Origin of the sequence: Erythrobacter sp. NFXS35 (genome assembly GCF_040148725.1) — a bacterium.
In the GTDB taxonomy this organism is placed as follows: domain Bacteria; phylum Pseudomonadota; class Alphaproteobacteria; order Sphingomonadales; family Sphingomonadaceae; genus Erythrobacter.
Window position 1 is genome coordinate 1,536,896 of record NZ_JAGDEB010000001.1, and the last position, 23,019, is coordinate 1,559,914.

Below are 23,019 nucleotides of genomic sequence, written 5' to 3' on the forward strand. Positions count from 1 at the left end.
CCTCTTTGCAGGCCGGCCCGATCGCAAAGGACTGACCTTCAGGCCTCTGCGCGCTGGCATCGCGCGCCAGACGCATGTATTGTGCAGCGCTGCCATGCACGCTCCCCTGCGCCCTCCGATCCCGGTCGAAACCTTGCTGCTCGCCTATCGCAGCGGGATTTTCCCGATGGCCGACCGGCGTGAGGATACCGAGGTGTTCTGGGTCGAGCCGCGCGAGCGGGCGATTCTGCCGCTGGACGGCCTGCATATCTCCAAATCCCTGCGCAAGGTGCTGCGGACCGATCGCTTCACCGTGACGCTCGATCGCGCCTTCGAACAGGTCGTCCGCGCCTGCGCCGAGCCGCGCCCCGATCATCCCGAAACCTGGATCAGCGAACGCATCGTGCACAGCTATATCGGCCTGCACCGCGCCGGCCACGCCCATTCGGTCGAATGCTGGGTGGAAGGAGCCAGCGGCCAGAGCGAACTGGCGGGCGGGCTCTACGGAGTCAGTTTCGACCGGGTGTTCTGCGGAGAGAGCATGTTCAGCCGCGCGCCCAATGCCAGCAAGGTGGCGCTGGCATGGCTGGTGGCGCTGCTGCGGCAGGCCGGATTTGCGCTGCTCGATTGCCAGTTCATGACCGAACATCTGCGCACCATGGGGGCGACCGAAATCCCGCAGCGCGATTATCGCCGCCGGGTCGATCTGGCGCATGGGCGCCCGGCCACAAGCCTCGGCACGGCATGGCGGTATTTCAGCGAAGGGACAGATTATGGAGTCGGTGAAGCAGAGGGCCCAACCGCCGCGTCCTCGCCAGGCCAGCGCATCGCGCAATCCTTGACCCATACATCATAGACCGGGTGTTCGACCACGTTGAGGCTGGGCGATTCGCGGAACAGCCAGCCGGAGAACACCCGGGCATGCTGGCTGGCGCCGCGCTCCTGAATGTCGACCTGCACGAATGCGCCCGTTTCCTGCGGCAGTTCCCACGGCGCAGTGCGCTCGCACGCGGACAGGCGAACGATCACCGGGCCGAACTCGGCGCTCTCACCCGGCTTCAGGATGATGTCCTGCGCGACATTGTTGCGTTTGTTGAGCAGGCCCAGCGTCGCGATCCGCTGATCCATCGGGGTTGCGCCATCGTCGCTGGCCGCGTCCTCGGCAGGGGCTGGTGACCCTGCGGCGGTCGGCGCTGCATCGTCCAGCGGGACATTCGCAGTTTCGGCTTCACCCGCGCCGTCGCACGCAGCCAGAGCGAGCACGAGAGCGCAGACCAGCGGCGCGGCAGGAAACGAAAGCCGCATGGCGTGCGTCAGCCCTCGGTGCTGCCGGGCGTCCAGGCCTCGTAATCGCCCACAGCGCGGGCGCGCTTGCCGCCGCGCTCCAACGCGCCTTGGGGGAAATAGGCCTGCGCGGTACCGGTTGCGTTGGGGGTATAATCCACTTCCCACACCTTGGGCGGGGGCAAGTGGCTTTCGGGCACTTCGTCATAGGTGCCGTGCAGCCAGCCGTGCCATTCGGATGGCACGCAGCTGGCATCATTGACGCCGGCGTAGATCACCCAGCGCTTTCCGCGTTGGGTGTAGGAGCCGTTGTTCGCCCCGCCCTGCGCCTTGGCACGGTAATATTTGTTACCCGCGGCATCGGTGCCGACATGCTCGCCGCCCGCGCGGCTGGCCCAGAGGTGCGTGCCGATGGTGGCACCGTCCCACCAGGTGAATATTTTTGCGAGGATTCCCATGAGCGCGCGCCTACCCCAAACCGCTCGTACCGCCAAGAAGGAAGATGATGGGACAGAGTGGAAGCCGCCGCTAAACTCGCTCTAGCGGTAGGAATGGTAGGCCAGGGAACTCGACCGCGATTGCATTGCCGGAACGAACGGGGCCGCCGTCCAGAGCAATAGCCATGATGCCTGACTTGCGAATCAGCGTTCCGTCAGTGCCCCGATCAAGCACAGCGGCTAGCAAGCCGGACTGGAAGTTGTCGATCTGCGCGCACGGGTTCCGCAATCCGGTCACTTGCAGTCGCACAGACCCGCCGATCCGCAGAATAGCACCGCGAGGCAGGCTGAGCAGGTCAATTCCGCTGGTGGTGATGTTTTCGCCGAGATCGCCCGGCCTGACAAGAAAGCCACGCGCGCTAAGCTCATCGAAAAGTTCGCTGTGAATGAGATGCACCTGACGCAAATTCGGCTGCGACGGATCGACCTTGATTCGCGAACGATGCTTGACCGTAACCCCGCTGTGCGCGTCGCCTGCAACGCCCAATCCGGCCACGATGTCGATTACGGAGACGACCTGCTTGGAGAAATTGTGGCAGGCGTCTCTGGATACCGCGATAACGTGAGCGGACATCGGAGCCTCTTTTCGACGGGCAAGTGCGCGCAATGGTCGGCGCTACCTCGGCAGGGCGTAAGTTACCCGATCCCCCGGCACGATGCCCAGTTCCGCCGCCCGCCCGGCACGCAGTTCGAGCACCGCGGCGGCCACCCCCGATGATGACACCGAATCGAGCGAATAGGGCACGGTATTGGCCGCGATATTGGTGATCCGTCCGTCAGGTCCGATGAAGATGATATCGAGCGACAGCGGCGTGTTCTTCATCCAGAAGCTGCGCGGCTCCAGCACTGCGGAGGGAAAGATCATCCCTTCGAAATCGCCGAGTTCGGTGCGGAACATCAGCCCCTTCGCCTGCGCCTGCGGACTGTCAGCGAGTTCGACCCTGAACGGCAGGCGTTTGTCGCCGCGCATCACCGTCAGATCGATCACCTGAAGCCCGGACACCGGGTGGCGCGCGACCTCCGCGCTCGTTGCGGCAGCCGGTGTCTGCGCCCGTGCCGCGGTGACTTCGCCCGGCGAACATGCCGCCAGCGGCCCCATTGCGATCACTCCGACCACCAGTGCCTGCCTGATCATGCGCCTTACCATGTGTCTTCGATCCCTTCTTCGTCCGCGGCTTCATCCAGCCATTGCGCGACATCCTCCTCCCGGCTTGCGGCAAGGATGAAACGCACATGATCGTACTGGTGGCCTGCGCGCAGCATTGCTGCAACGGCTTTTTCGTGCGCCTTGCGCCGCGCCAGCGGATCGCTGCTGACCTCGCGTCCGGCGCCCCACGGGCCGATCCGTTTTTTCTGCGCCATCAGCGCGGCGGCCTTGCGGCTCGCGCTCTCGCCGGGGGCGGTGTCTTGCCGGATGCCTTCATCGACGCCGGCCGCCCACAGCGCCTGTTCGACGCGCCGGGCGCCGTATCCCCTTGCGCCAAGATCGCGCGCCCGTGCGCGGGCATAGGCGGCATCATCGACATATCCGAGTTCGACCAGCCGGGCGACCAGCGCCGGAATATCGATCCGCACGTCCCGTCCATCCGCATCCGTGGCGGTGCCGCGCTCTCTCAATTTGCGCAGCAGATAGGCCTCCAGCCGCGCCCCGGTGCTGGCGAAACGCGCGGCATAGGACAGCGCCAGGTCGCGCAAGGCGCGCTCGTCCAGCGGCGGCTTGACGCGCTTTTCGCCCCGTTCCCGGCGAGGGCGATCCCCTGCGGCATCACTACCGCGGGATGACGAATTCGCTTTACCTGAAACCATTTCGCCTTATTCGTGCCACTTTCCTTATCAATGCGGATAGCTGGACAGGGCCGGATTATGCCCGGCACAACGGGGCAATGCCAGAGCGCAGCAGGAGAATTCCCTCGATAAGCGCCGCAACTTACGGGTATCGCGATAAACTATGACCGACGCCGTTTTGACGCCGACGCCGAATGATTGCGATCTGCCGCGGATTCGCGCGCAGTTCGCCACGTTCAACGATGCGATCGACTATGCCGCGAAGAGCCGCAAGGGGCTTAACTTCCACGACATGCGAGGCGAACTGGCGCGGGTGTACCCCTATGCCGAAATGCGCGAGGATGCCCTGGCGATGGCACGCCGTCTGGTCGCAGCCGGAATCGGCAAGGAAGACCGCGTCGCGCTGATCGCAGAGACCGGGGCGGAATTCGCCGCATTGTTCTGCGCCTGCGTCTATGCCGGGGCGTGGCCGGTGCCACTGCCGCTGCCGACCAGCTTCGGCGGCAAGGAAAACTTTATCGACCAGCTGGCGGTGCAACTGGTGAGCTGCGACCCCAAGCTGCTGCTCTACCCCGCCGAAATCACTGAAATGGCCGAGGCTGCCGCCGCGCGGCAGGGTTGCAGCGCGGAAAGCTGGCAGGATTTCGCTGCCCGCGAAGCGCCCGACGTCGCCCTGCCCGCCGCCAGCCCGGAGGATATCTGCTATCTGCAATATTCCAGCGGATCGACCCGTTTCCCGACCGGCGTGGCGGTGACCCATAAGGCGCTGCTGCACAATCTGTACGGCCATTCCACCACCATGGAACTGGGCGAGAATGACCGCTGCGTCAGCTGGCTGCCGTGGTATCACGACATGGGGCTGGTCGGGTGCCTATTGTCGCTGATCGCCAATCAGGTGTCGGGCGATTACCTGAAGCCCGATGCCTTCGCCCGCCGTCCGCTGGCGTGGCTCGATATGATTAGCCGCAATCCGGGCAACACGCTCTCCTATTCGCCGACCTTCGGCTACGATATCTGCGCGCGCCGCATTTCCAGCCAGAGCCAGGTCGCCGAACGCTTCGACCTGTCGCGCTGGCGGATTGCGGGCAACGGCGCGGACATGATCCGCCCGGACGTGATGCAGAGCTTCGTCAATGCGTTCGCGCCTGCGGGGTTCAAGGCATCGTCCTTCACCCCGTCCTATGGTTTGGCCGAAGCGGTGCTGGCGGTGACGGTGATGCCGCCGGGCGAAGGCATCCGGGTCGAACTGGTCGAGGAGGAACGCCTGTCGGGCGCCCCGCGCGATCTGTCGCGTCCGGCCCGCTACCGCGCCATCGTCAATTGCGGCAAGGCGCTGCCCGACATGGAAGTCGCGATCCGCGGAGAGGATGGCCACAGCCGCAGCGATCACCAGATCGGCAAGGTCTGGTGCCGCGGGCCCAGCGTGATGCACTCCTATTTCCGCAATGCCGAAGCGACCACCGATTGCCTGGTCGACAATTGGCTCGACACCGGGGACATGGGCTACACCGCCAATGGCTATCTGTTCATCGTCGGACGGGCGAAGGACATGATCATCATCAACGGCAAGAACCACTGGCCGCAGGATATCGAATGGGCGGTGGAACAGCTGCCCGGTTTCAACCACGGCGATATCGCCGCCTTCTCGATCGAGATGGAGAACGGCGAGGAAGCGCCCGCCGTACTGGTGCATTGCCGCGTGTCCGATCCGGTCGAACGGATCAAACTGCGCGAACAGATCGCCGACAAGGTGCGTTCGGTTACCGGCATGAGCTGCATCGTCGAACTGGTCCCCCCGCGCACCCTGCCACGCACGTCGTCAGGCAAGCTCAGCCGCGCCAAGGCGAAGAAGCTGTACTTGGCGGGCGAGATCGTACCGATCCAGCTGGCGGCCTGAAGGCGGGCGGGCAGCAGGCCCGGCGCAAGGGCGAGCCGCCTACGCTTTGCCGGATCCGGGTTCACGCAAGAACCCCCACCTGATCGTCCGCTTTGGAGCGCTGCGCTTCAAAGCGTGAATGGCTGGTATCGGGTGAGGAGCGGAAACATAGCCCGCAGGTGAGAGCGCAGCATCCTCGGACCGGGTGATCTCCGTGCGCCGAGCAGGTTCAAGAGGTCGGCCTAAGCAAGAGGTTACCGGTTGTCGCCCTTGCCTTTGCCTCTGCCCTTGCCGTTGCCTTCCTTATCATCGTCATCGTCATCGTCGCCGCTGCCATTGTCATTGCCGTTGCCGTTGCCGTTACCGTTACCGTTACCGTTACCGTTACCGTTACCGTTACCGTTACCGTTACCGTTACCGTTACCGTTACCGTTACCGTTGCCGTTGCCGCTGCCGTTGCCGCTGCCGTTGCCGCTGCCGTTGCCGCTGCCGCTGCCGCTGCCGCTGCCGCTGCCGCTGCCGCTGCCGTTGCCGTTGCCGTTGCCGTTGCCGTTGCCGTTGCCGTTGCCGTTGCCGTTGCCACCGCTATCGTCGCCACCGCCACCACCGCCGCCGCCGCCGCCGCCGCTACCGCCGCTACCGCCGCCACCGCCGCCACCGCTTCCGTCGCTCTCGCCTGGGCTGCCACCCGGATCGGCCATGCTGGCTGCGGCGGCCGAGAACGTATCTGTCGTTGTGATTCCCAGCGCGCTGAGCGCGCCGATTGCGCCGAGTGCGATCAATGCGGTTAGCAATGCGTACTCAGTCGCAGCCGTACCGCAGGTGTCTTCAAAAAGCCTGTTCGGAGTCTTAACCATTTGCTTTCACCAACTTGCCTGCCATCGAGGCCGCTTGGTGCAGGGCAAAAGTTAAGAATCTTTAAATGCATCGCATCCCTGTCGGCGACGCGAGCACACGAAAACCCTCTTATTCTTCAGCTGCTTCGCACATTTCGACCTTTAACTGGAGAGATCGGCCGAGCCTGTCGGGAGTCCGCTGTGAGGTCGCAACCCGAGCGGCAGGTTCTTCCAGAAATTCAGCAGAGCTGACAAGGCAACCGCCGGGTGCGGATAGGATTACGGGCCAAGGCTACTCTTCCTCTGCCGCCCACCCTGCGCGCAGCGTTCCCGAGCCGCCCCGCACGGCCACGCGCGCGCCCTGTTCGCGCAGCAGTTCGGCGGCGCGCTCGCCCTCCTCGGGATCGCCGGTCAGCACCACGCCGCGGTCAAGCCGCTGCGCTGCCCAGGCGATCACCGCCAATGCCTCGTTACCTTGCGCGTTGGGTCCGTCCTCGCCGAACGGGATGGTCTCCGGAAGCGCGGCTCTGGGCGGGATCAGTTCGATCGTCCATTCCGGCTCGGTCACGGCGATCCGCTGTTCAAGCGTGCGATAGGCATCCAGTCCGGCATCGCCCAGCCGCCGTGATCGCACCAGTGCCCGGCGGCGGCTTCGGTCGATCAGCACGTCGTTCTCGGGCACCCCGGAAGCGAGCGAGAGGCGGGTGGCAAGCGCCGTCAAGCGCTCGTTGGCGGCGGCGGCCTCGCGCGCACGGGTCGCGGAAAGCTGCGCCCGCTGGGCCGCGCCCGCCCCGGTCTCGGTCTGCGTCTGGGTAAGGGTCAACGCCACAGGGCGGCCCAGCCGATTGGTAAGCGCGCGGGTGATCTCGCTTTCGGCGTCGGGCCGGATCACCGGCGTGAACATGATCGCACTGACGTTCAGCGGCGCGGACGAGAAATCGATCTGCAACGCATCGAGCTGCGCAGGGCCATCGAACCGCTCGCGAATGGCATCGCTGACGATCCGCTGGGCATTGGTTTCCCACGCGATCTGTTGCAGCGAAAAGCCCAGCGGCACGGCCAGCCCCATGAACACCGTCAGCAAGGCGACGTTCTGGAACATGGTGTTGCGCGCGCTCAGCGAGTTGCGGAATCCATAGAGCTTGGCCATCACGAAGGCTGTCAGCGCGATGGTCAGCAGGTTGGTGACGAACAGCAGCAGCGATCCGGAAAACACCGTCCAGTTGAAGGTCGCAAGGCCGAAGCCGACCACCGCCAGCGGCGGCATCAAGGCGGTGGCGATCGCCACGCCGACAATCGTGCCTTCGCGCCCGCGGATCATCGCATAGGCACCGGCAAGCGCGGAAAACAGCGCCACGAACAGGTCGAACAGGTTGGGCCGCGTGCGCGCGGCGATTTCTTCGGTGATGGTCTGGATCGGCGACAGATAGACCAGCGCGCCGCACAGCAGCACCGCCATCAGGCTACCCAGCAGCAGGGTGCGTGCGCATTGCTTGATCCAGTCCCAGTCCCCGATGGCGAGCGCGAAGCCCAGCCCCATGATCGGCCCCATCAACGGCGACAACAGCATCGCCCCGATCACCACCGCAGGCGAGGACAAAAGCAGGCCGAGCACCGCGATCCCGCCGCTCATCGCGGTCATGAACAAGTATCGTTCGGATAGTGACCCATCCTCGCGCCGCCGCTCGATCACTTCGGCCTGATCGACCTGGCCGACGACCTTTTCCACCCACCGCGTGCGGACGAATTCGATCAGCTCGCTCAGCGAGGATTGGACATTGGCGGTTTCTGTAGAACCGGAGCGGGCGGCGCCCGGCGATGCTTCATCCGGCCTGCTGTTGGCATCGTCGTCGCGTTCCCGCACAAGCGCGACATCCTCGGCGCCGATGTCGGCTCCGGGCTGGGGTGCGGTCTGGGAACGGGGCGTGTCGATCATCGGCGTGCCTTCATGAAATGCCTCAACGCCATCGCCCTAAACTGCGGAACGGACAAATGCCAATCGCACCGCGCTTTACCGCAACAGCAATGGACGCGGGAGGCCGATCCGGAGTAGCGTGCAAGCCGAACTTGAAACGCGTGTTTTAGATCACTAATACAGTCGGTATCGACCCGCGCGAACAGCGCCGGCTGACAGGGAGCACGAGAAAGGCATGAGCACCGAGACCCAGACGGCGACAGCGACCGCCACCGCCAGCGAATTTTCGCTCACTCCGCCCGATCCGGTGCCGAACGTCGCGCCCGAACAGGCGATCGGGCTGGTACCGGTCAGCACCGAACAGAAATCGAAGCTCGATACCAAGGTCGATGCCTTCGTGAACGATCTGGTCTCGGCCGATGCCAATTCGCCGGCGTTCGGCGAGAAGGTCGATCAGATCACCCGCATGGGACAGGAACAGATCCGCGCCGCATCTGCGATGTCGAACCGATTTCTGGATCGTCCGGTGCGCGCGATGGACGGCGATGGCACGGTGGGCAAGGATTTGGCCGAACTGCGCCGCACGGTCGAGGATCTCGATCCGGGCCGCAAGGGCAAGCTGTCCGGCCCGCGCAAGATCCTGGGCATCATCCCGTTCGGCAACAAGCTGAAGAACTATTTCGACAGCTACACCAGCGCACAGGGACATATCTCTTCGATCCTGCAGCGGCTCGAAAGCGGGAAGAAGGAACTCCACCTCGATAACGCCGCGATCGATACAGAACGCCAGAAGCTGTGGGCGGCGATGGGCGAGTTGGAACAGATGATCCACATCGCCAAGACGCTGGACGCGCGGCTGGAGGCGAAGGCGCTTGAACTCGACAGCAGCGATCCGGCCAAGGCCAAGGCGCTGCGCGAATCCGCGCTGTTCTATGTCCGCCAGCGCACGCAGGACTTGCTGACCCAGATGGCGGTGAGCGTGCAGGGCTATCTTGCGCTCGATCTGGTCAAGAAGAACAATGTCGAACTGGTGAAGGGCGTCGACCGCGCCAGCACCACCACCGTCGGCGCGCTGCGCACGGCGGTCACGGTGGCGCAAGCGATGACCAATCAGCGGTTGGTGCTGGGCCAGATCACCGCGCTGAACCAGACCACCAGCGATATTATCGATTCGACCAGCACGCTGCTGCGCGAACAGACCGCGCAAATCCACGAACAGGCAGCATCCAGCACAATCCCGCTGGAGACGCTGCAACGCGCGTTCCAGAACATCTATGACACGATGGACGAGGTTGATAATTTCAAGGTGCGTGCACTCGATTCGATGAAGCAGACGGTCACGACGCTGTCCGCCGAAGTCGAGAAGTCGAAGGGCTACATCGCCCGCGCCGAAGGGCAGGCGCAGGCACAGGCCAAGGTCGCCTCGCAAACGCCATCGTTGCTCGCACTGGATAAGTGATGCCCGACACGACCCGCGAATCCGACCGTATCCTGCGTGAGGCGAAAACCAGCCTCGCGGTCCAGCGCGATGGCGGGACGCACCGGCCCGGCCCGCGCAGCATCGGCAAGGGTTCGGCAGAACTCAAGATGAAGAGCCTGCTGAAACGGGTGCGCAACATCGCGATGGCGGTGGTGGCAATCTGGATCGGGGCGGGCATTTTCAGTGCGGTGGTCGGGCCACTGCTGTTCTGGGGCTTGATGGCCACGCTGCTTGCCACCGTGGTTGCTGTCGGCGTCCTCGGGATTTTTCCCAAGGTCAAGGTGCCCAAGCGCGCCGAACTTACGCTCGGCAATCCGGCGCAAATGGTAGCCCGCGCGGAATTGTGGCTGGAGGCGCAGCGCCCTGCCCTGCCGCCGCCGGCGCAGGGGATCGTCGACCAGTTGGGCGTGCAGCTCGATGCGCTCGGCCTTCAATTGCGCACCATTGATGCCGCGCATCCGGCGATGGGTGAAGTGCGCGAGCTGGTGGGCGAATATATCCCCGAAACGATCGACAACTACCGCAAGATTCCCGCGCACCTGCGCAAGGAAGAACACGCGGGCAAGACCGCTGACGAACGTCTGTCCGACAGCCTCTCCAAGCTTTCGGGCGAGGTCGACCGCGTCACGCGGCGGCTGGCCGAAGGTGCGCTGGATGATCTGGCGATCAAGAGCCGTTATCTCGAATACCGCTATGGCGGCGCCGAAGCGCTTGAGGACATGCGCGAAACCGCGCCGGACACCGGCGTGCCCCTGCCCGATTTTTCGCCCGATTTTGCAGCCGCACCCAAGTCGAAGCAGGAACGCTGAGCGATGCGCGTCACCTTGGCCCATGATCTCACCCGCGAGGAAGTCCGCCGCCGGATGCGCGCCCATGCCGATGAAATCGCTGGGTTCTTTCCTCCGGGTCTGGCCACCGTCACCACCACATGGAGCAGCGAAGACCGGATGGACATCGCCGCCGAGGTGATGGGCTTCACCATCCCCGGCGGAGTCGACGTGGGCGATCACGAGGTGGTGATCGAAATGGACCTGCCGATGCTGCTGAGCGTGATGCGCGGCCCGCTCGAACATGCGGTGACAAAGGAAGGCCAGCGCCTGCTCACCCCCTGATCCACTGGCAGAGGCTATGCCGCCCGCACCAGTAATGTCACTTCGGCCCCGCTGAAATCGAGGCTGTCGAGGCTTCCCGCAAACAGGCATTCCCCCGCCCCGGCCCGCGCCGCGCCATCCTGCGATGCCACTTCGCCGGCCAGCGGCAGCGCCAACAGCGCGCCTGAAAAGGCGGCGTGGGTCGCAGCATCGGGCTTGCCTTCGACCCGGCCGAGCCGGAAATGCGGCCCATCGACCAGCACCTGCCCGCGCGTTGCCACGCTTCCGCGATGTTCGGCGGCATAAGGCACACCCTGCGCCACAGCCAGCCCGCGTTCGAGATGCAGTTCGCGCGGGCGGCCATAATCATACAGGCGGAAGGTGGTGTCGCTGTTCTGCTGTACTTCGACCAGCGACAGACCGGGGCCGATCGCATGAACGGTGCCCGCTGGCAGATAGAACAGGTCGCCGGCGCTGGCCGGGTGCCAGGTCAGCAGGCGCTCGATCGTCCCGTCCCGCGCCGCCGCTTCGATCTCCTCCGGCGTCACGGCGCGTTCGAAGCCGATGGCCAACCGCGCATCGGGTTCGGCATCGAGCACCAACCAGCATTCCTCCTTGCCCCCCTCATCCGGCTGCGCCTCGGCATCGGAGGGATGGACCTGCACCGAAAGCTTTTCCGAGGTGAACAGGTATTTGACCAGCACCTGCGGCAATTCGGGCGGCGGTTCGAACCAGATTTCGCCGATCCGCTCGCCTGGCGGCGCCGCGAAGGGGGCAGGCAGATGCTCGCGGCCCCAAACCTTGGCGACCATGCGGGTGGGAAGCTGGCGCGCTGCCGTCATCATTGGTTCACCGCGCCCGGAAGCTTGCCGACGCGCTGCGCGCCTTCGCGGGTGGTGACCAGCACCTCGTTGCCGGACACGATGATGCTTACGTCCTTCAGCCCTACCGCAGAGATGCACGGGCCATCGGTCTGCGCGAAGACACCGCTGCATTGATCGAGATTGACTGTCCCGCCGCGCGCGACATTGCCGTGCACGTCCGCCGCGTCCGCCAGCGCATCGGCAAGCGCGGCCCAATTGCCGATGTCGGACCAGCCCATGCTGGCGGGCACCATCGCGGCGCGGGCGGTGTTTTCCATCACCGCATAATCAATCGAATCCCCTTCGATCGCGGCAAAGGGGGCGGGCGCCGGGAGGAACCGTACGCCGTCTTCGCGGCCCTCGGCCACCGCCTGCTTCACCAGCCGCGCCATATCCGGGCGGTGGGCGGCGAGTTCATCCAGCAGATGGCCTGCGCGAAAGGCGAAAATCCCGCCGTTCCAGCTGAACTGCCCGCTGGCGAGGTATTCCTGCGCCCGCGCCAGATCGGGCTTTTCGACGAAGCGGGCAATGGCATAGCCGCCCGGCAGCGGCTCCCCGCGTTCGAGATAGCCATAGCCGGTTTCGGGTCGGTCGGGCGCAATGCCGAACGACACAAGGTAATCCTGCCGCGCCAGCTGGGCCGCAGCCAGTGCCGCAGAACGGAAGGCGGCGGCATCGGCAATGTGGTGATCGCTCGGGCAGACCAGCATCACCGCATCTTCCGGCAGCAGCGCCGCGGCGAGTGCGATGGCAGGCGCGGTGTTACGGGCGCAAGGCTCCACCACCAGCCGCGAGGCCGATGCATCGCCCAGTTGCGCCATGATCAGATCGCCATGCGCCGCGCCTGCCACCACCATCGGCGGGGCAAAGCGTTCATCCCCGGCGACCCGGCGAACCGCCTGCTCGAACAGGGTTTCATCGCTTACCAGCGGCAGGAACGGCTTGGGCAGGGATTTGCGGCTGAGCGGCCACAGGCGCGTGCCGCTGCCGCCGCACAGAATGACCGGATGAATGGCTGTCACTTGGAGATTCCTCGATTTGCGCCGCTATATCAGATGACTGTGTGGAAACGAGTCTGCACCGCTACTTATTCCATCCACGTTTGCCTCCGCGCTGGTCAGAACCACCGCTGCCGCCAATAGAACGGCGCGGCGACCGGGTTGCCTTCGCGATCCATCGCCGGACGGAAACCCAGCCGCGCCTCGACCAGTTGGCAGGTGAGGCGATCGGCCTCAGGGTCGGGACTGGGGCGGTATATGCTGCAATCGCGCGCGCGTCCGTCCGACCCCACAATCACCCGCACGATCACTTCGGTGCCCTGCCGGGCTCCCCGCCCACCCGCTGGCACCGGAAAGTCGCGGGCATTGTCGATGCTGCCGGAAATGTGCACCGGCTTGCTCACCGCCACGCCCCCCTGCCCGCCGCCGCGGTTTCCGCTGCCGGTGCCCAGCCCGCTGCCCGCGGCCCCGGTGCCTGAACCTGCTTCTGTCGCCCCGGAACGGGTGGCGGTGCCGGTGGAAGAAGCACGCGGACGGGGCGGTTCCTCGCGCAGGTTTCGCGGCGGAGTTGGCTGCGGCACGGCATCGCGTCCAGGATCGCCCTGCTCGCCCTCATCGGGTTCGGGCTGGTTTTCCGGCGGCGGCGGATCGGGCGGCGTGGTAACGGTGACAGTAAAGGCGGACACCACCCGACCCTCCACCGAGGCGGTAAAATCGGGCGCAAACGCGCTGGCGAGACCGTACAGGCCGGCCACGTGCAGCAGCACGATGCCCGCCAGCAGCGGCAAGCTGGGACGGCGACGGCGGCGCCGGAAGCCGCTGCGCCCCGTCATTCTGGCATCCGGATCAAACGCGATTACCTCCGTTTCGGGTGAGGTTATGACGGAAACTCGACGCGACTTCCTATAGCATAGCGATGGATTTTGGCGATGGAGCCCGAGGATCGATCGCGCAATGAACTCTGGCGACGGTGCCGGGCATGATAGCCCGGACACCAGCAGCGATTCCGCCAGCCGGGACGGTGTGCCTCCGTGCGCGCAAGCCATTCGCCTTGACCTTCCTGCACCTCTCCCCCTGGCCCTGCCGCAGCGCCCATGGCTGGCTGCCCTGCGGATTGCGTCCGGACCGATCGATCGCCATGCGCTGATCGCGGCGTTGATCGGCGGCGCTGGTTTTCTTGCGCTGGCCTGCATAAGCCTCATTCTGGCAGGCAGCGGCGACACGGTGACGCCGATATGGCTCCCCAATGCGGTGGCGGTGGCCGTGCTGCTGCGCGCCCGGATCGGCAATGAATGGCTGTTCCTGGCGCTGACCTTCTTCGCCGGGCTTGCTGCCAATATGGTCGCGCAGTTGCCGGGGGAGGTGGTGTTGGTGTTTTCCTTCGCCAACACGGTGGAGATCGCGCTGGTGCTGGCGCTGACCCGGCAAGGCGCGGGGCATTCGTGCGATATGACCCGCCTGTCCGATCTGGCGCGCTTTGTCTGGGCGGGCGGGCTGGTCGGGCCGCTGCTGTCGGGGCTGCTCGCCGCACCGGTCATGGGCAGCGATCTTGCGGCGCTGCGCGAAGGTGCGGTGACATGGTTCCTGACAGACAGCATGGCGATGGTGCTGATCGTACCTGCCTGCCTGCTGCTGGTAGACCGGCTGCGCGGCACGCTGCGGGCGGCACCTGCGAACCGGCTCGAACAGCTGGCGCTGCTGATGGGCGGCATGACCTGCGCGCTGCTGGTGTTCAATCAGGCGCCCTATCCGCTGATCTTCCTGATCCAGCCGATCACTCTGCTGCACGCGTTCCGGCTCGGCAGCCTCGGCACCGCAGTGCATGTGACGGGGGTTGCGCTGGTGGCGGCGGCGATGACCTGGGCCGGGCTGGGCCCGATTGCGGCGGCATCGATCAGCAGCATTGCGCAACTGCACCTGCTGCAAGCCTTCATCGCCGCCAATTTCCTCACCGGGCTGCCGGTCGCCGCGATCCTCGCGGGGCGCGACCGGATGATGGCCCAGCTTGAAGCGGGCAAGCAGCAGGTCGATCTGCTCGCCGACAACATCACCGATGCGGTGCTGCGTTACGATCTTGACGGAGTGTGCACCTATGCCTCGCCCTCGGTGCTTGAAGTGATGGGAGCACTGCCCGAAGCGTTCATCGGCAGGCCGGTGGCAGCCCGGCTCCATGCCGATGCGCGCGACCGGGTGGTGCTGGCTTTCGGCCGGCTGCGCGATGGCACTTCTGACAAGGAGCGCGTGACCTATCGCCGGTTCAAGGACAGTCCCGATGGCACGCCGGTGTTCCTCGAGGCCGACTGCGCGATTATCCGCGATCCCGCGACTGGGCTGCGCGAAGGCGTGGTGGTGGCCGCGCGCGACGTGACCGAGCGGGTCGAGCTGGAACTGCTGCTGACCCGCGCCCGCCGCCATGCCGAAAATGCGGCGCAGGCCAAATCGGAATTCCTCGCCAATATGAGCCACGAAATCCGCACACCCATGAACGGGGTGCTGGGCTTTGCCGAACTGCTGCTGCAGGGCGAACTGGACGCCGATCAACAGCGCCATGCCGAAATGATCGTGCAATCAGGCCGCTCGATGATGATGCTGCTCAACGACGTGCTCGATCTCAGCAAGATCGAAAGCGGGCAGTTCACCGTCGATCACGCCCCTGTGGATCTGCGCGCCACATTGGCGGAATGCGCCGCGCTGCACCGGCACGCGGCGGAGCAGAAAGGGCTGACGCTGGAATTCGCGGGTGGGGCCGGCGATGCGCCCGATGGCCGCCGTGACGATGAACGGCAACCATGGGTGGTCACCGATGGCCTCAGACTGAGGCAGATCATGCTCAATCTGCTCGGCAATGCGGTCAAGTTCACCGAGACGGGCAGTATCCGGCTCTCTTACCAAGTGAGCGAAGGCGATGTGTGCATCACCGTGGCCGATACCGGGATCGGTATCACCAATGCCCGGCTTGAGACGATCTTCCAGCCCTTTATTCAGGGCGAAAGCAGCACCGCGCGCCGGTTCGGCGGAACCGGGCTTGGCCTGTCCATTAGCCGCCAGCTTGCCACCCTGCTCGGCGGGCGGATCGCGGTGGAGAGCGAACCGGGCACAGGTTCGCGCTTCACCCTTTCTCTGCCCGCGCGGCTCGCCAGTCCGGATCGCGCGCGCGCGGAAGCCGAACCGATTGCGCCCGCCGATCTCCCGGCAGCCTCGTGCATCCTGCTGGTCGAGGATCACGACATCAACCGGATGCTGATGACCGAAATGCTCGAAAGCTGCGGGCAGGAGGTGGCGATTGCGCATGACGGGAACGAGGCCATCGCGATGGTGATCGACACCGTGATGCGCGGCACGCTGTTCGATCTGGTGCTCATGGATGTGCAGATGCCCGGCTGCGACGGCTATGCCGCGACCCGCGCCATCCGGGCCGAGGGGATCGGGCCAGACCTGCTGCCGATCGTCGCGCTCACCGCCAATGCCTTTCCGGAAGATATCGCGGCAGCCCGTGCGGCGGGGATGCAGGCGCATCTGGCCAAGCCGATTGCGCTGACCGATCTGGCGCGGGCGCTGCAACGCTGGCTGCCGACCCGGATCGTCGAGACACCGCCGCACGGCAAGGCCCTGCCCGCTCAATGCGCTGCGGCGGCCAGTATTTCGCCGCACCTCGTCGCCCGGTGGGAGCGGCGGCGGCACGAAGCGGTCGAGGCGGTGCGGGCGGCCTTGCACGACGATACGCTGTCGGCCGGGCGTGCGGCGTCTCCGGCTGCGCGGAAGCTGGCGGCGCTGCTGCACAAGCTCGCGGGCAGTGCGGGCATGTTCGGCGAACCGGAACTGGGCGACAGCGCGAGCGCACTGGAAAGGGCGCTGGCGACCGCGCAAGCGGGGGAGACCTGCGCGGCACTGGCGCGCGACCTGCTGGCGCTGGCCCATCGTTCCGGTGATCCGGGGCTGAACGAGGTCGGCAGCGCGGCCAGCTGATCTGCCGGGGTGCCCGGCACGATATCAACGCCTTCAGGTTTCTAACGGCCCCCAAACACTAACGGCGGAGCCCGAAGGCCCCGCCGCTCATGTCTCGTGTCAGGCAGGCTGCGAATTAGAATTCGTAGCGCGCACCGATCTGGATCCGCCAGGCCGACGGTCCGGGAGCGATGAAGTTCTGATCGTCCGGTGCGAAGCCGCTGATCGCGTAGCGCCCTTGGCTGTCCACGCCGCCGACAATCAGACGATCATCAGGGTTGGCGCTGTCCGGATCATCGATGTTGATCCCGGCATCGACCAGATCGACGAATTCCGGGCGGCTGCGAAGCACGTTCCAGTCATTGTCGAGCAGGTTGAGGAAGTTCTGGAAGTCAGCGAACAGGGTCACACGGTCCTGCTTGATACCGGTCAGCTTGCCGATGAACGGCAGTTCCTGGCTGAACCGCAGGTCGACATCGAAATGCCAGTCCTGATTACAGGTGTTGCGCTGGATCGACGCACCGGGGGTGAAGTCGCAACCACTGTCTGCGACATACTGGGTGAGCGAGTTGACCGCATTGGTCTGCGCGGCCTGCAACGCCGCCAGCTGGGTTGCCGAAAAAGTGCCGCCTGAAAAAGTTGTCAGGTTCGGATCGTTCGGTCCGGTCGGCACGTAGAGCAGCGCATTGTCCGAACCCGACGAGGAGTCGTTGAACACCGCACCGCCATCGAAGGTCAGGCTGTAAGGCAGACCCGAACGCGCCCGGAAGAACACGCCGATGTTGGTGTCATACCCATCGATGAATTCTTCCTGCAGGTTGAAGGTGGCGGTGATGTTGTGCCGGGTTTCGAAGTTCGAAGTCGACACCGCCGGGTTCTGCCGGTCGAAGGCCGCCGTGATGTCGTATGACGAGGTAGCGGTCGACGAACCATTATTGCGGTTGTTTTCCGAGTCGGTGAAGGCGTAGCCCAGGTTCACGTTGAACGAACCGCCATCGGTGAACAGCCCGCCCTGGAACCGCTTCGACAGAATGATCGAGGCGACGTGGCTTTCGTAGCTCGGCCCGTTGGTGAGCTGGATTTCGTCGTCACGGCCGATGCGGTTGAAGCAAGCAGCGGTCACGCCCTGCCACACCGGCGGCGTACCGCCCGAGTAATCAAGCGTGGCGTTGCAGCCAGCAGCATCGGAATCTGTCGGATCGATCGCCGCGTAGATCGGGCGCCCGTCAACCGTGAAGCCGTTGAGACCGCGGGTGATGTTGGGGCTCTGCGCCAGATCGACGAAGTTCAGCGTGTCGTTGAACCGCGAGTAGATGTAATCGAGGTTCAGGTTCCAGTTGCTGAAGAACCCGGTCTGGGTGCCGAAGGTGGTCTTGAAGCCCAGATTTGCGCGCACCACGGTCGGCACGTCGAATTCGGGATCGGTCGACTGGGTGTCGGCCAGACCGGCAGCGGCCTGGGCCGAGCCTGCGGCAATGGCACAGCTCGGGAAGCCGGTGAAAGTACCGCCCTGCACCACGCTGAACGAACCATCCGGGTTGGTGAAGCCATCGCACCGCGAATTGAAGGTGCTTCCTTCGCCAACCGCAAACCCGTTGTTCGAGAAGGCGTTGGAGAAATACACCACCGGATCGCCGCCCGAGAACACGCCCACGCCGCCAGTCAGACGCGAATTCGAGAAGAACCCGTCATTGTCGAATTCGTAGGTCGCCGAAAGACGCGGCAGCAGCTGCGTGTCGAGCCGGCTGAACGGGGTGGCATTGCTGAAGCCGTAGCGAGCGAAGAAGGTCGGGTTTGCGCGCGGCGCATCGCCATCGAAGATCTGCGCGCGGATACCGGCAGTAATCGCCAGCTGGTCGGTCGCCTGCCATTCGTCCTGGGCATAGAACGAATAGATCTGGCGGCTGAACAGCGCGCCCGCTTCGTTGATGTCGCCGGTGGGCGAGGCATTGATGGTACCGCCGCCGAGGAACTCACCATCGGAATTGCCGTCGATCAGATCGTCGGCAAGATCGCCGAACACGCTGGAGAAATCGCCTCCCGCGACGATCCCGTTGCGGAAATCGTCGAGGCTGCGGAAGAACAGCGTGCCGGTCGCGTTGACTGCGAACAGGTTGAACACTTCCAGATCGTTGATTTCGGCGCCCAACTTGAAGAAGTGGCCGCCGCCAGCATCGATGTTCATCTGGAAGCGGGCCTGATCGATCTTGGTATCGAGCTGGTTGGCCGAACGGAAGATGCCCGGTCCGGTGGTCAGCAAGCCGTTCTGGGTGGTTTCACCCGGTACAGCCGGAACGCCAACGGCAAGGCGCACGATCGGGTTGTCCGACTGCGCTTCCCCGCCGCCGAACGGACCCTGCACGTCGCCCACTTCGGCGCGGCTGACGCGCAGTTCGGTCGAGATCATATCGTTCCACTCGGAGTAGAGACGGACCGAGTAGTAATTCGAAATCGTGCCTTCGTCCTCGAAGGAATTGAGGCCGGTCAGGTTCTGGTCGCCGACATCGGACTCGACGTTGGTTTCTTCGAGACGCTGGTAGGTGGCTTCGAGACGGTGGCCTTCAGCGAGCACGGCGTCGAGACGACCGAAATAACGCACCGAAGCTTCGGGAAGCTGGAGCGGGTAGCCACCGGTGTCGATGCCGTAGACGTTATTCGCGATCTGCGAGAATTCGTCGAACTGGTCCTGGGTCACGAAGTTGGCTTCGTTGACGAAGCCGCCGCCCGTGGGGCCGAATTCGTTGCCGTCGCCCAGATCGGTTTCTTCATAGCCGAAGCTGAAGAACAGACGATCCTTGATGATCGGGCCGGAGAGCGTCGCGCCCCAGCGCTTTTCCTGGCTGCCGGTGTCGAGATCGCCGACCATGCCGCCATCGAAATAGGTGATGAAGGCCGATCCGCTGAACTCGTTGCCGCCGCCCTTGGTGACGACGTTCACGAGACAGCCGGTGAAGTCCGAATATTCGACATCGAACGGCGCGAATTCAACCGAAACCTGGTCGACCACGTCGAACGGCAGCGGCAGCGCGTTACGCGCGGCGAACGGGGTGCCGTTGAGGCCGAACACGTCGGCCTGCACGATACCGTCGACGGTGAAGGTGTTCGAACGGTCATTGCCGCCGAGGCAGGAAATGCGCTCCACGTCGTTCTGGTTGTCGAGCGCGACGCGCGGATCGATGCGGATGATGTCGCGAATGTCGCGGGTGATCGACGGGAAGGATTCGAGCTCTTCCTTACCGAAGGCGGTGCCCGGCCCGACAGCGACCTGGCTGACCCGTGCGCGGGCGCCGGTCACGACGATGGTGTTGTCGCTGCCGCCGGCGGCGGTCGATGCGAGCGTGAAGTTGAACGCGGTACGGCCGCCGATGTTGGTGGCGACGTTTTCGACCGTCTGGCCTTCGTAACCGTCGGCGACCACGGTGATGTCATACTCACCCGGCTGCAGCGAGGTGATGCGGAAACCGCCGTCCGAACCGGTGGTGGTGGTGCGGGTCGCATTGGTCGAGGTGTTGGTGACGGTCACCACAGCGCCCGAGATGGCGTTGCCGCTGTCGTCGGTGATCTGGCCTTCGACGCCCGAAGTGATCTGCTGGGCCGCGGCCGGCGCGACGAAGGTCGTGGTGGTGGCAGCAAGGCTGACGACGCTTGCTGCGAGCAGGTACCTGAGTTTCATGAAAGTAGCCCCTGATGACAATGGAGAGGGTGAACGAGAGAGGGTGTCGGGCTCCACTAGGCCCGCCTGACTGCGGAAAAGCGACTGTTCTGTGACAGTTTGATGAAACCGCCCGGGCTCACAATGCGTTTCCTAACGTAGGCTATCCTGCAGCGCACAATTTCGCGCGCATTTCTGCGACTTCCGGAATCAGGTGTTGCATCCGTGCAACGAGCAGAAGGTTTTTGGCAGCACCGCTTTTTGGGGCCGCCGCGGCCGACTCAGGCGAGATTGATCTCGCGCAGGCGCTGCATCAGGAAATCATGTGCGGAAATCGGCTCGGGCGGCGGGGCCGGATCGTCTGCGCCCACGCATTCCGGCAGCGGTTCGATCAGGAAATCGGGCCGGAAATGCAGGAAGAACGGCATCGAATAGCGAGACCGGCGCGCCGCTTCCCCGCGCGGGTTGACGACCCGGTGCGTGGTCGACCGCAGGCGGCCGTTGGTCTGGCGTTCGAGCATATCGCCGACATTGATTACCAACGCGCCTTCCGCTGCGGGAATGGGCAGCCATTCGCCCTGCCGGGTCAGCAGTTCGAGGCCCGCTTCCTCGGCGCCGAGCAGCAGGGTGATGGTGTTGATGTCGCCATGCGCGGCGGCGCGAATCGCACCTTCGGGCGCGCCTTCGCCGAGCGGCGGGTAATGCAGCAGGCGCATCACCGAATTGCCGTCTTCCACGCTGGCGGCGAAGAAGTCGCGCGGGCGGCCAAGGTGCAGCGCAATCGCTTCCAGCACGCGCGCGCCGGCGGCCTCGAACGCGGCGAACAGTGCGCTCATGGTCTCGCGGAAGCCTTCGACTTCGTCGGGCCAGATGTTGGGCGCCATGAATTCGGTGAGGGGGTGGCCGGGCGGCAGGCTGCGGCCGACGTGCCAGAACTCCTTGAGGTCGAACACCTCGGCGTCCTTCGCCTTTTCGGTGCCGAACGGGGTGTAGCCGCGCGCGCCGCCGCCGCCATCGACCTTGTAGCTGCGCTTGACGCTGTCCGGCAGTGCGAAGAATGCTTTGGAGACCGCCTCGGCCTCGTCGATCAAGTGCTGCGGAATGCCGTGATCGCGCACCACGGCAAAGCCGTATTCGGCAAAGCTGCGCCCCAGTTCGTCGGCGATGGTGTCAAGCGGTTGGGCGAGGGAGACGGATGCGATAGCGTTCATGTGCGTGCCCTTACACCCGCGCCCGCGCGGCTGCCAAGAGGGTCCGGGATCAAGCGGTTCAGAACGGCAGGAACAGACTCGCCAGCGCGGCGCTCATCAGGTTGGCGAGGCTGCCTGCGGCGAGCGCCTTCAGCCCCAGCCGCGCGATCACCGGGCGCTGGTTCGGGGCCAGGCCGCCGGTCACGGCCATCTGGATCGCGATCGAGCTGAAATTGGCGAACCCGCACAGCGCGAAAGTGACGATGGCGCGGCTGCGCGCCGTCAGCTGATCGCCGGTCATCGCGCCCAGATCGATGAAGGCGACGAATTCGTTGAGCACGATCTTGGTGCCGAACAATCCGCCCGCGATGCGCGCCTGTTCCCAGTCGGGGATGCCGATCAGGAACATCACAGGGGCAAACAGATAGCCGAGCAGTTTCTGGAAGCTGAGGGTTTCGAACCACACGGCGGTTTCCGGCCCCATCGGCGCTCCGACCCCGGCGGAGAGCGCGACGATGCCCGAACCGATGCCGCCAAGCATCCCGTTGGCAAGCGCCACCAGCGCAACGAACACCATCACCATAGCGCCGACCGCGACCGCCAGCTTCACACCGGTCTGCGTGCCTTGCGCTGCGGCTTCGATGATGTTGGCGGGGCGATGGCCTTCTTCGAAAGTTTCTGCCGCCGTTACCTCGTCGGACTTGCCGCTTTCGACCATGGCGGCCGAGCCGACCGCGCTGATCCGGGCTTGCGGCAATTCCACTTCCTGCCCGTTTTCGTCATACATCACCACGCGGGTCGCTTCGGCAACGACATTGGACTTGCCCCGCGCGCGCAGCACGGCAGCCGCGCCAACTCCGTTATCGCGGCTGGGCGCGAACGGCGCATCGTCGGGCATGATGATCTTCGCCATCAGAATGCCGCCCGGCGCTGACATGAACGCCGCCGCCAGCAGGAACGGGACGGCGTCCGTGCCGATAAAGCTGGCATAGGCCGCCAGAATGGTGCCGGCCACGCCCGCCATGCCGACCACCATCAGCGTGAACAGACGCGCGGGCGAGAGCGAAGCGAGATAGGGCCGCACCACCAGCGGGCTTTCCGACTGACCGACGAAAATATTCGCCGCGGCGCCCAGCGCCTCGACCCGGCTGATGCCGGTGATCCAGCCGATCGCCCCGCCGACCCAGCGCACCAGCCGCTGCATGATGCCGAGGTGGTAAAGGATCGAAACGATCGCGGCGAAGAACACGATCACCGGCAATGCGGCGATCACGAAGGTGTTGGCGAAGGGATTGCTTTCCATCGGCCCGAACACGCTGGTGATCCCGACCTTGGAGAAATCGAGCAGCGCGATCACGCCGCCCGAAAGCCCACCGATCACCGCCACGCCGATATCGGTACGCAGCACGATCAGCGCGGTGAAGGCCTGCAAGGCGAAGGCCGATCCGACCACGCGCAGGTTGATCTTGCGCTTGGCGGAGGACAACAGAAAAGCGATGGCCAGAATGGCGACGACCCCTGCCAGGCTCAGCAGGATGGACGTGATACTTTCGTTCACGGCTGCGAACTGCCCCTTGTTTTGCGCAAATGCGACCTGATCCCCGATGGCCTGCGAAGGATGGCTCCGC

19 protein-coding genes are annotated in these 23,019 nt (G+C 64.9%); 6 read left to right on the top strand and 13 right to left on the bottom strand.

Annotated features, from left to right (window positions below; all coding sequences use genetic code 11):
* Nucleotides 1-94: 94 nt before the first annotated feature.
* On the top strand, nucleotides 95-835 hold the full coding sequence (gene aat, locus J3454_RS07250) for a leucyl/phenylalanyl-tRNA--protein transferase (RefSeq protein ID WP_349513059.1): 741 nt from the start codon (nucleotides 95-97) through the stop codon (nucleotides 833-835).
* Here aat and J3454_RS07255 read toward each other — a convergent pair.
* From J3454_RS07255 to J3454_RS07275, 5 genes are all read right to left on the bottom strand, one after another.
* Entirely contained in the window at nucleotides 751-1,284 is a 534-nt protein-coding gene (locus tag J3454_RS07255; protein WP_349513060.1) for a DUF2155 domain-containing protein, read from the bottom strand. The two genes, aat and J3454_RS07255, sit on opposite strands and share 85 nt — an antisense overlap.
* Nucleotides 1,285-1,292: 8 nt before the next feature.
* Complete coding sequence (locus tag J3454_RS07260; RefSeq protein WP_349513061.1) at nucleotides 1,293-1,721, bottom strand: NADH:ubiquinone oxidoreductase subunit NDUFA12; 429 nt, start codon at nucleotides 1,719-1,721, stop codon at nucleotides 1,293-1,295.
* Nucleotides 1,722-1,791: 70 nt separating this feature from the next.
* Entirely contained in the window at nucleotides 1,792-2,334 is a 543-nt protein-coding gene (locus tag J3454_RS07265; protein ID WP_349513062.1) for an MOSC domain-containing protein, read from the bottom strand.
* 42 nt (nucleotides 2,335-2,376) lie between these two features.
* A complete protein-coding gene (locus tag J3454_RS07270) occupies nucleotides 2,377-2,907 on the bottom strand; it encodes a DUF192 domain-containing protein (RefSeq protein WP_349513063.1) in 531 nt (176 codons plus the stop codon).
* On the bottom strand, nucleotides 2,901-3,566 hold the full coding sequence (locus tag J3454_RS07275; RefSeq protein ID WP_349513064.1) for a RecX family transcriptional regulator: 666 nt from the start codon (nucleotides 3,564-3,566) through the stop codon (nucleotides 2,901-2,903). Before J3454_RS07275 ends, J3454_RS07270 begins: the two co-directional genes overlap by 7 nt.
* A gap of 142 nt (nucleotides 3,567-3,708) precedes the next feature.
* On the opposite strand from J3454_RS07275, the gene J3454_RS07280 reads away from it, so the two are divergent.
* Nucleotides 3,709-5,442, top strand: coding sequence for a fatty acyl-AMP ligase (locus J3454_RS07280; RefSeq protein WP_349513065.1), 1,734 nt, complete (start codon nucleotides 3,709-3,711; stop codon nucleotides 5,440-5,442).
* Between the two features lie 233 nt (nucleotides 5,443-5,675).
* On the opposite strand, the gene J3454_RS07285 is transcribed toward J3454_RS07280, so the two are convergent.
* Together J3454_RS07285 and J3454_RS07290 are read right to left on the bottom strand one after the other, a co-directional pair.
* Nucleotides 5,676-6,215: a hypothetical protein gene (locus tag J3454_RS07285; RefSeq protein WP_349513066.1), complete on the bottom strand. Its 540-nt coding sequence runs from the start codon at nucleotides 6,213-6,215 to the stop codon at nucleotides 5,676-5,678.
* Between the two features lie 334 nt (nucleotides 6,216-6,549).
* Nucleotides 6,550-8,193, bottom strand: coding sequence for a TIGR00341 family protein (locus J3454_RS07290; RefSeq protein ID WP_349513067.1), 1,644 nt, complete (start codon nucleotides 8,191-8,193; stop codon nucleotides 6,550-6,552).
* A 214-nt stretch (nucleotides 8,194-8,407) separates the two neighbouring features.
* On the opposite strand from J3454_RS07290, the gene J3454_RS07295 reads away from it, so the two are divergent.
* Genes J3454_RS07295 through J3454_RS07305 form a run of 3 tightly spaced genes read left to right on the top strand, consistent with a single transcriptional unit; the run spans nucleotide 8,408 to nucleotide 10,764 of the window.
* The gene (locus J3454_RS07295) at nucleotides 8,408-9,631 is read left to right on the top strand and encodes a toxic anion resistance protein (protein WP_349513068.1); all 1,224 of its coding nucleotides are present in this window, start codon (nucleotides 8,408-8,410) and stop codon (nucleotides 9,629-9,631) included.
* Nucleotides 9,631-10,461, top strand: coding sequence for a hypothetical protein (locus tag J3454_RS07300; protein ID WP_349513069.1), 831 nt, complete (start codon nucleotides 9,631-9,633; stop codon nucleotides 10,459-10,461). The genes J3454_RS07295 and J3454_RS07300 overlap by 1 nt, the downstream gene beginning before the upstream one ends.
* Before the next feature lie 3 nt (nucleotides 10,462-10,464).
* On the top strand, nucleotides 10,465-10,764 hold the full coding sequence (locus tag J3454_RS07305) for a polyhydroxyalkanoic acid system family protein (RefSeq protein ID WP_349513070.1): 300 nt from the start codon (nucleotides 10,465-10,467) through the stop codon (nucleotides 10,762-10,764).
* A 14-nt stretch (nucleotides 10,765-10,778) separates the two neighbouring features.
* Here J3454_RS07305 and J3454_RS07310 read toward each other — a convergent pair whose 3' ends face one another.
* The 3 genes from J3454_RS07310 to J3454_RS07320 form a co-directional block, all read right to left on the bottom strand.
* Complete coding sequence (locus J3454_RS07310; protein WP_349513156.1) at nucleotides 10,779-11,585, bottom strand: class I mannose-6-phosphate isomerase; 807 nt, start codon at nucleotides 11,583-11,585, stop codon at nucleotides 10,779-10,781.
* The gene (locus tag J3454_RS07315; protein WP_349513071.1) at nucleotides 11,585-12,628 is read right to left on the bottom strand and encodes a mannose-1-phosphate guanylyltransferase; all 1,044 of its coding nucleotides are present in this window, start codon (nucleotides 12,626-12,628) and stop codon (nucleotides 11,585-11,587) included. The genes J3454_RS07310 and J3454_RS07315 overlap by 1 nt, the downstream gene beginning before the upstream one ends.
* Before the next feature lie 95 nt (nucleotides 12,629-12,723).
* Nucleotides 12,724-13,437, bottom strand: a complete 714-nt coding sequence (locus J3454_RS07320; RefSeq protein ID WP_349513072.1) for a TonB family protein — start codon at nucleotides 13,435-13,437, stop codon at nucleotides 12,724-12,726.
* Nucleotides 13,438-13,558: 121 nt separating this feature from the next.
* Here J3454_RS07320 and J3454_RS07325 point away from each other — a divergent pair, with 121 nt between their 5' ends.
* On the top strand, nucleotides 13,559-16,570 hold the full coding sequence (locus J3454_RS07325) for an ATP-binding protein (RefSeq protein WP_349513073.1): 3,012 nt from the start codon (nucleotides 13,559-13,561) through the stop codon (nucleotides 16,568-16,570).
* Between the two features lie 115 nt (nucleotides 16,571-16,685).
* Here the strand turns inward: J3454_RS07325 and J3454_RS07330 are convergent, their stop codons facing one another.
* From J3454_RS07330 to J3454_RS07340, 3 genes are all read right to left on the bottom strand, one after another.
* The gene (locus J3454_RS07330) at nucleotides 16,686-20,222 is read right to left on the bottom strand and encodes a TonB-dependent receptor (protein WP_349513074.1); all 3,537 of its coding nucleotides are present in this window, start codon (nucleotides 20,220-20,222) and stop codon (nucleotides 16,686-16,688) included.
* Between the two features lie 260 nt (nucleotides 20,223-20,482).
* The gene (locus J3454_RS07335; RefSeq protein WP_349513075.1) at nucleotides 20,483-21,412 is read right to left on the bottom strand and encodes an isopenicillin N synthase family dioxygenase; all 930 of its coding nucleotides are present in this window, start codon (nucleotides 21,410-21,412) and stop codon (nucleotides 20,483-20,485) included.
* A gap of 58 nt (nucleotides 21,413-21,470) precedes the next feature.
* A complete protein-coding gene (locus tag J3454_RS07340; RefSeq protein ID WP_349513076.1) occupies nucleotides 21,471-22,949 on the bottom strand; it encodes a NupC/NupG family nucleoside CNT transporter in 1,479 nt (492 codons plus the stop codon).
* Between the last annotated feature and the right edge of the window lie 70 nt (nucleotides 22,950-23,019).

Excerpts from the sequence above, each read along its gene's own strand:
- J3454_RS07320 (WP_349513072.1), bottom strand. The coding sequence starts at position 13,437 with ATGACGGGGCGCAGCGGCTTCCGGCGCCGCCGTCGCCGTCCCAGCTTG.
- J3454_RS07260 (WP_349513061.1), bottom strand. The coding sequence starts at position 1,721 with ATGGGAATCCTCGCAAAAATATTCACCTGGTGGGACGGTGCCACCATC.
- J3454_RS07310 (WP_349513156.1), bottom strand. The coding sequence starts at position 11,585 with ATGACGGCAGCGCGCCAGCTTCCCACCCGCATGGTCGCCAAGGTTTGG.
- J3454_RS07290 (WP_349513067.1), bottom strand. The coding sequence starts at position 8,193 with ATGATCGACACGCCCCGTTCCCAGACCGCACCCCAGCCCGGAGCCGAC.
- aat (WP_349513059.1), top strand. The coding sequence starts at position 95 with ATGCACGCTCCCCTGCGCCCTCCGATCCCGGTCGAAACCTTGCTGCTC.
- J3454_RS07295 (WP_349513068.1), top strand. The coding sequence starts at position 8,408 with ATGAGCACCGAGACCCAGACGGCGACAGCGACCGCCACCGCCAGCGAA.
- J3454_RS07300 (WP_349513069.1), top strand. The coding sequence starts at position 9,631 with ATGCCCGACACGACCCGCGAATCCGACCGTATCCTGCGTGAGGCGAAA.
- J3454_RS07265 (WP_349513062.1), bottom strand. The coding sequence starts at position 2,334 with ATGTCCGCTCACGTTATCGCGGTATCCAGAGACGCCTGCCACAATTTC.
- J3454_RS07335 (WP_349513075.1), bottom strand. The coding sequence starts at position 21,412 with ATGAACGCTATCGCATCCGTCTCCCTCGCCCAACCGCTTGACACCATC.
- J3454_RS07280 (WP_349513065.1), top strand. The coding sequence starts at position 3,709 with ATGACCGACGCCGTTTTGACGCCGACGCCGAATGATTGCGATCTGCCG.
- J3454_RS07275 (WP_349513064.1), bottom strand. The coding sequence starts at position 3,566 with ATGGTTTCAGGTAAAGCGAATTCGTCATCCCGCGGTAGTGATGCCGCA.
- J3454_RS07270 (WP_349513063.1), bottom strand. The coding sequence starts at position 2,907 with ATGGTAAGGCGCATGATCAGGCAGGCACTGGTGGTCGGAGTGATCGCA.
- J3454_RS07325 (WP_349513073.1), top strand. The coding sequence starts at position 13,559 with ATGAACTCTGGCGACGGTGCCGGGCATGATAGCCCGGACACCAGCAGC.
- J3454_RS07255 (WP_349513060.1), bottom strand. The coding sequence starts at position 1,284 with ATGCGGCTTTCGTTTCCTGCCGCGCCGCTGGTCTGCGCTCTCGTGCTC.
- J3454_RS07305 (WP_349513070.1), top strand. The coding sequence starts at position 10,465 with ATGCGCGTCACCTTGGCCCATGATCTCACCCGCGAGGAAGTCCGCCGC.
- J3454_RS07330 (WP_349513074.1), bottom strand. The coding sequence starts at position 20,222 with ATGAAACTCAGGTACCTGCTCGCAGCAAGCGTCGTCAGCCTTGCTGCC.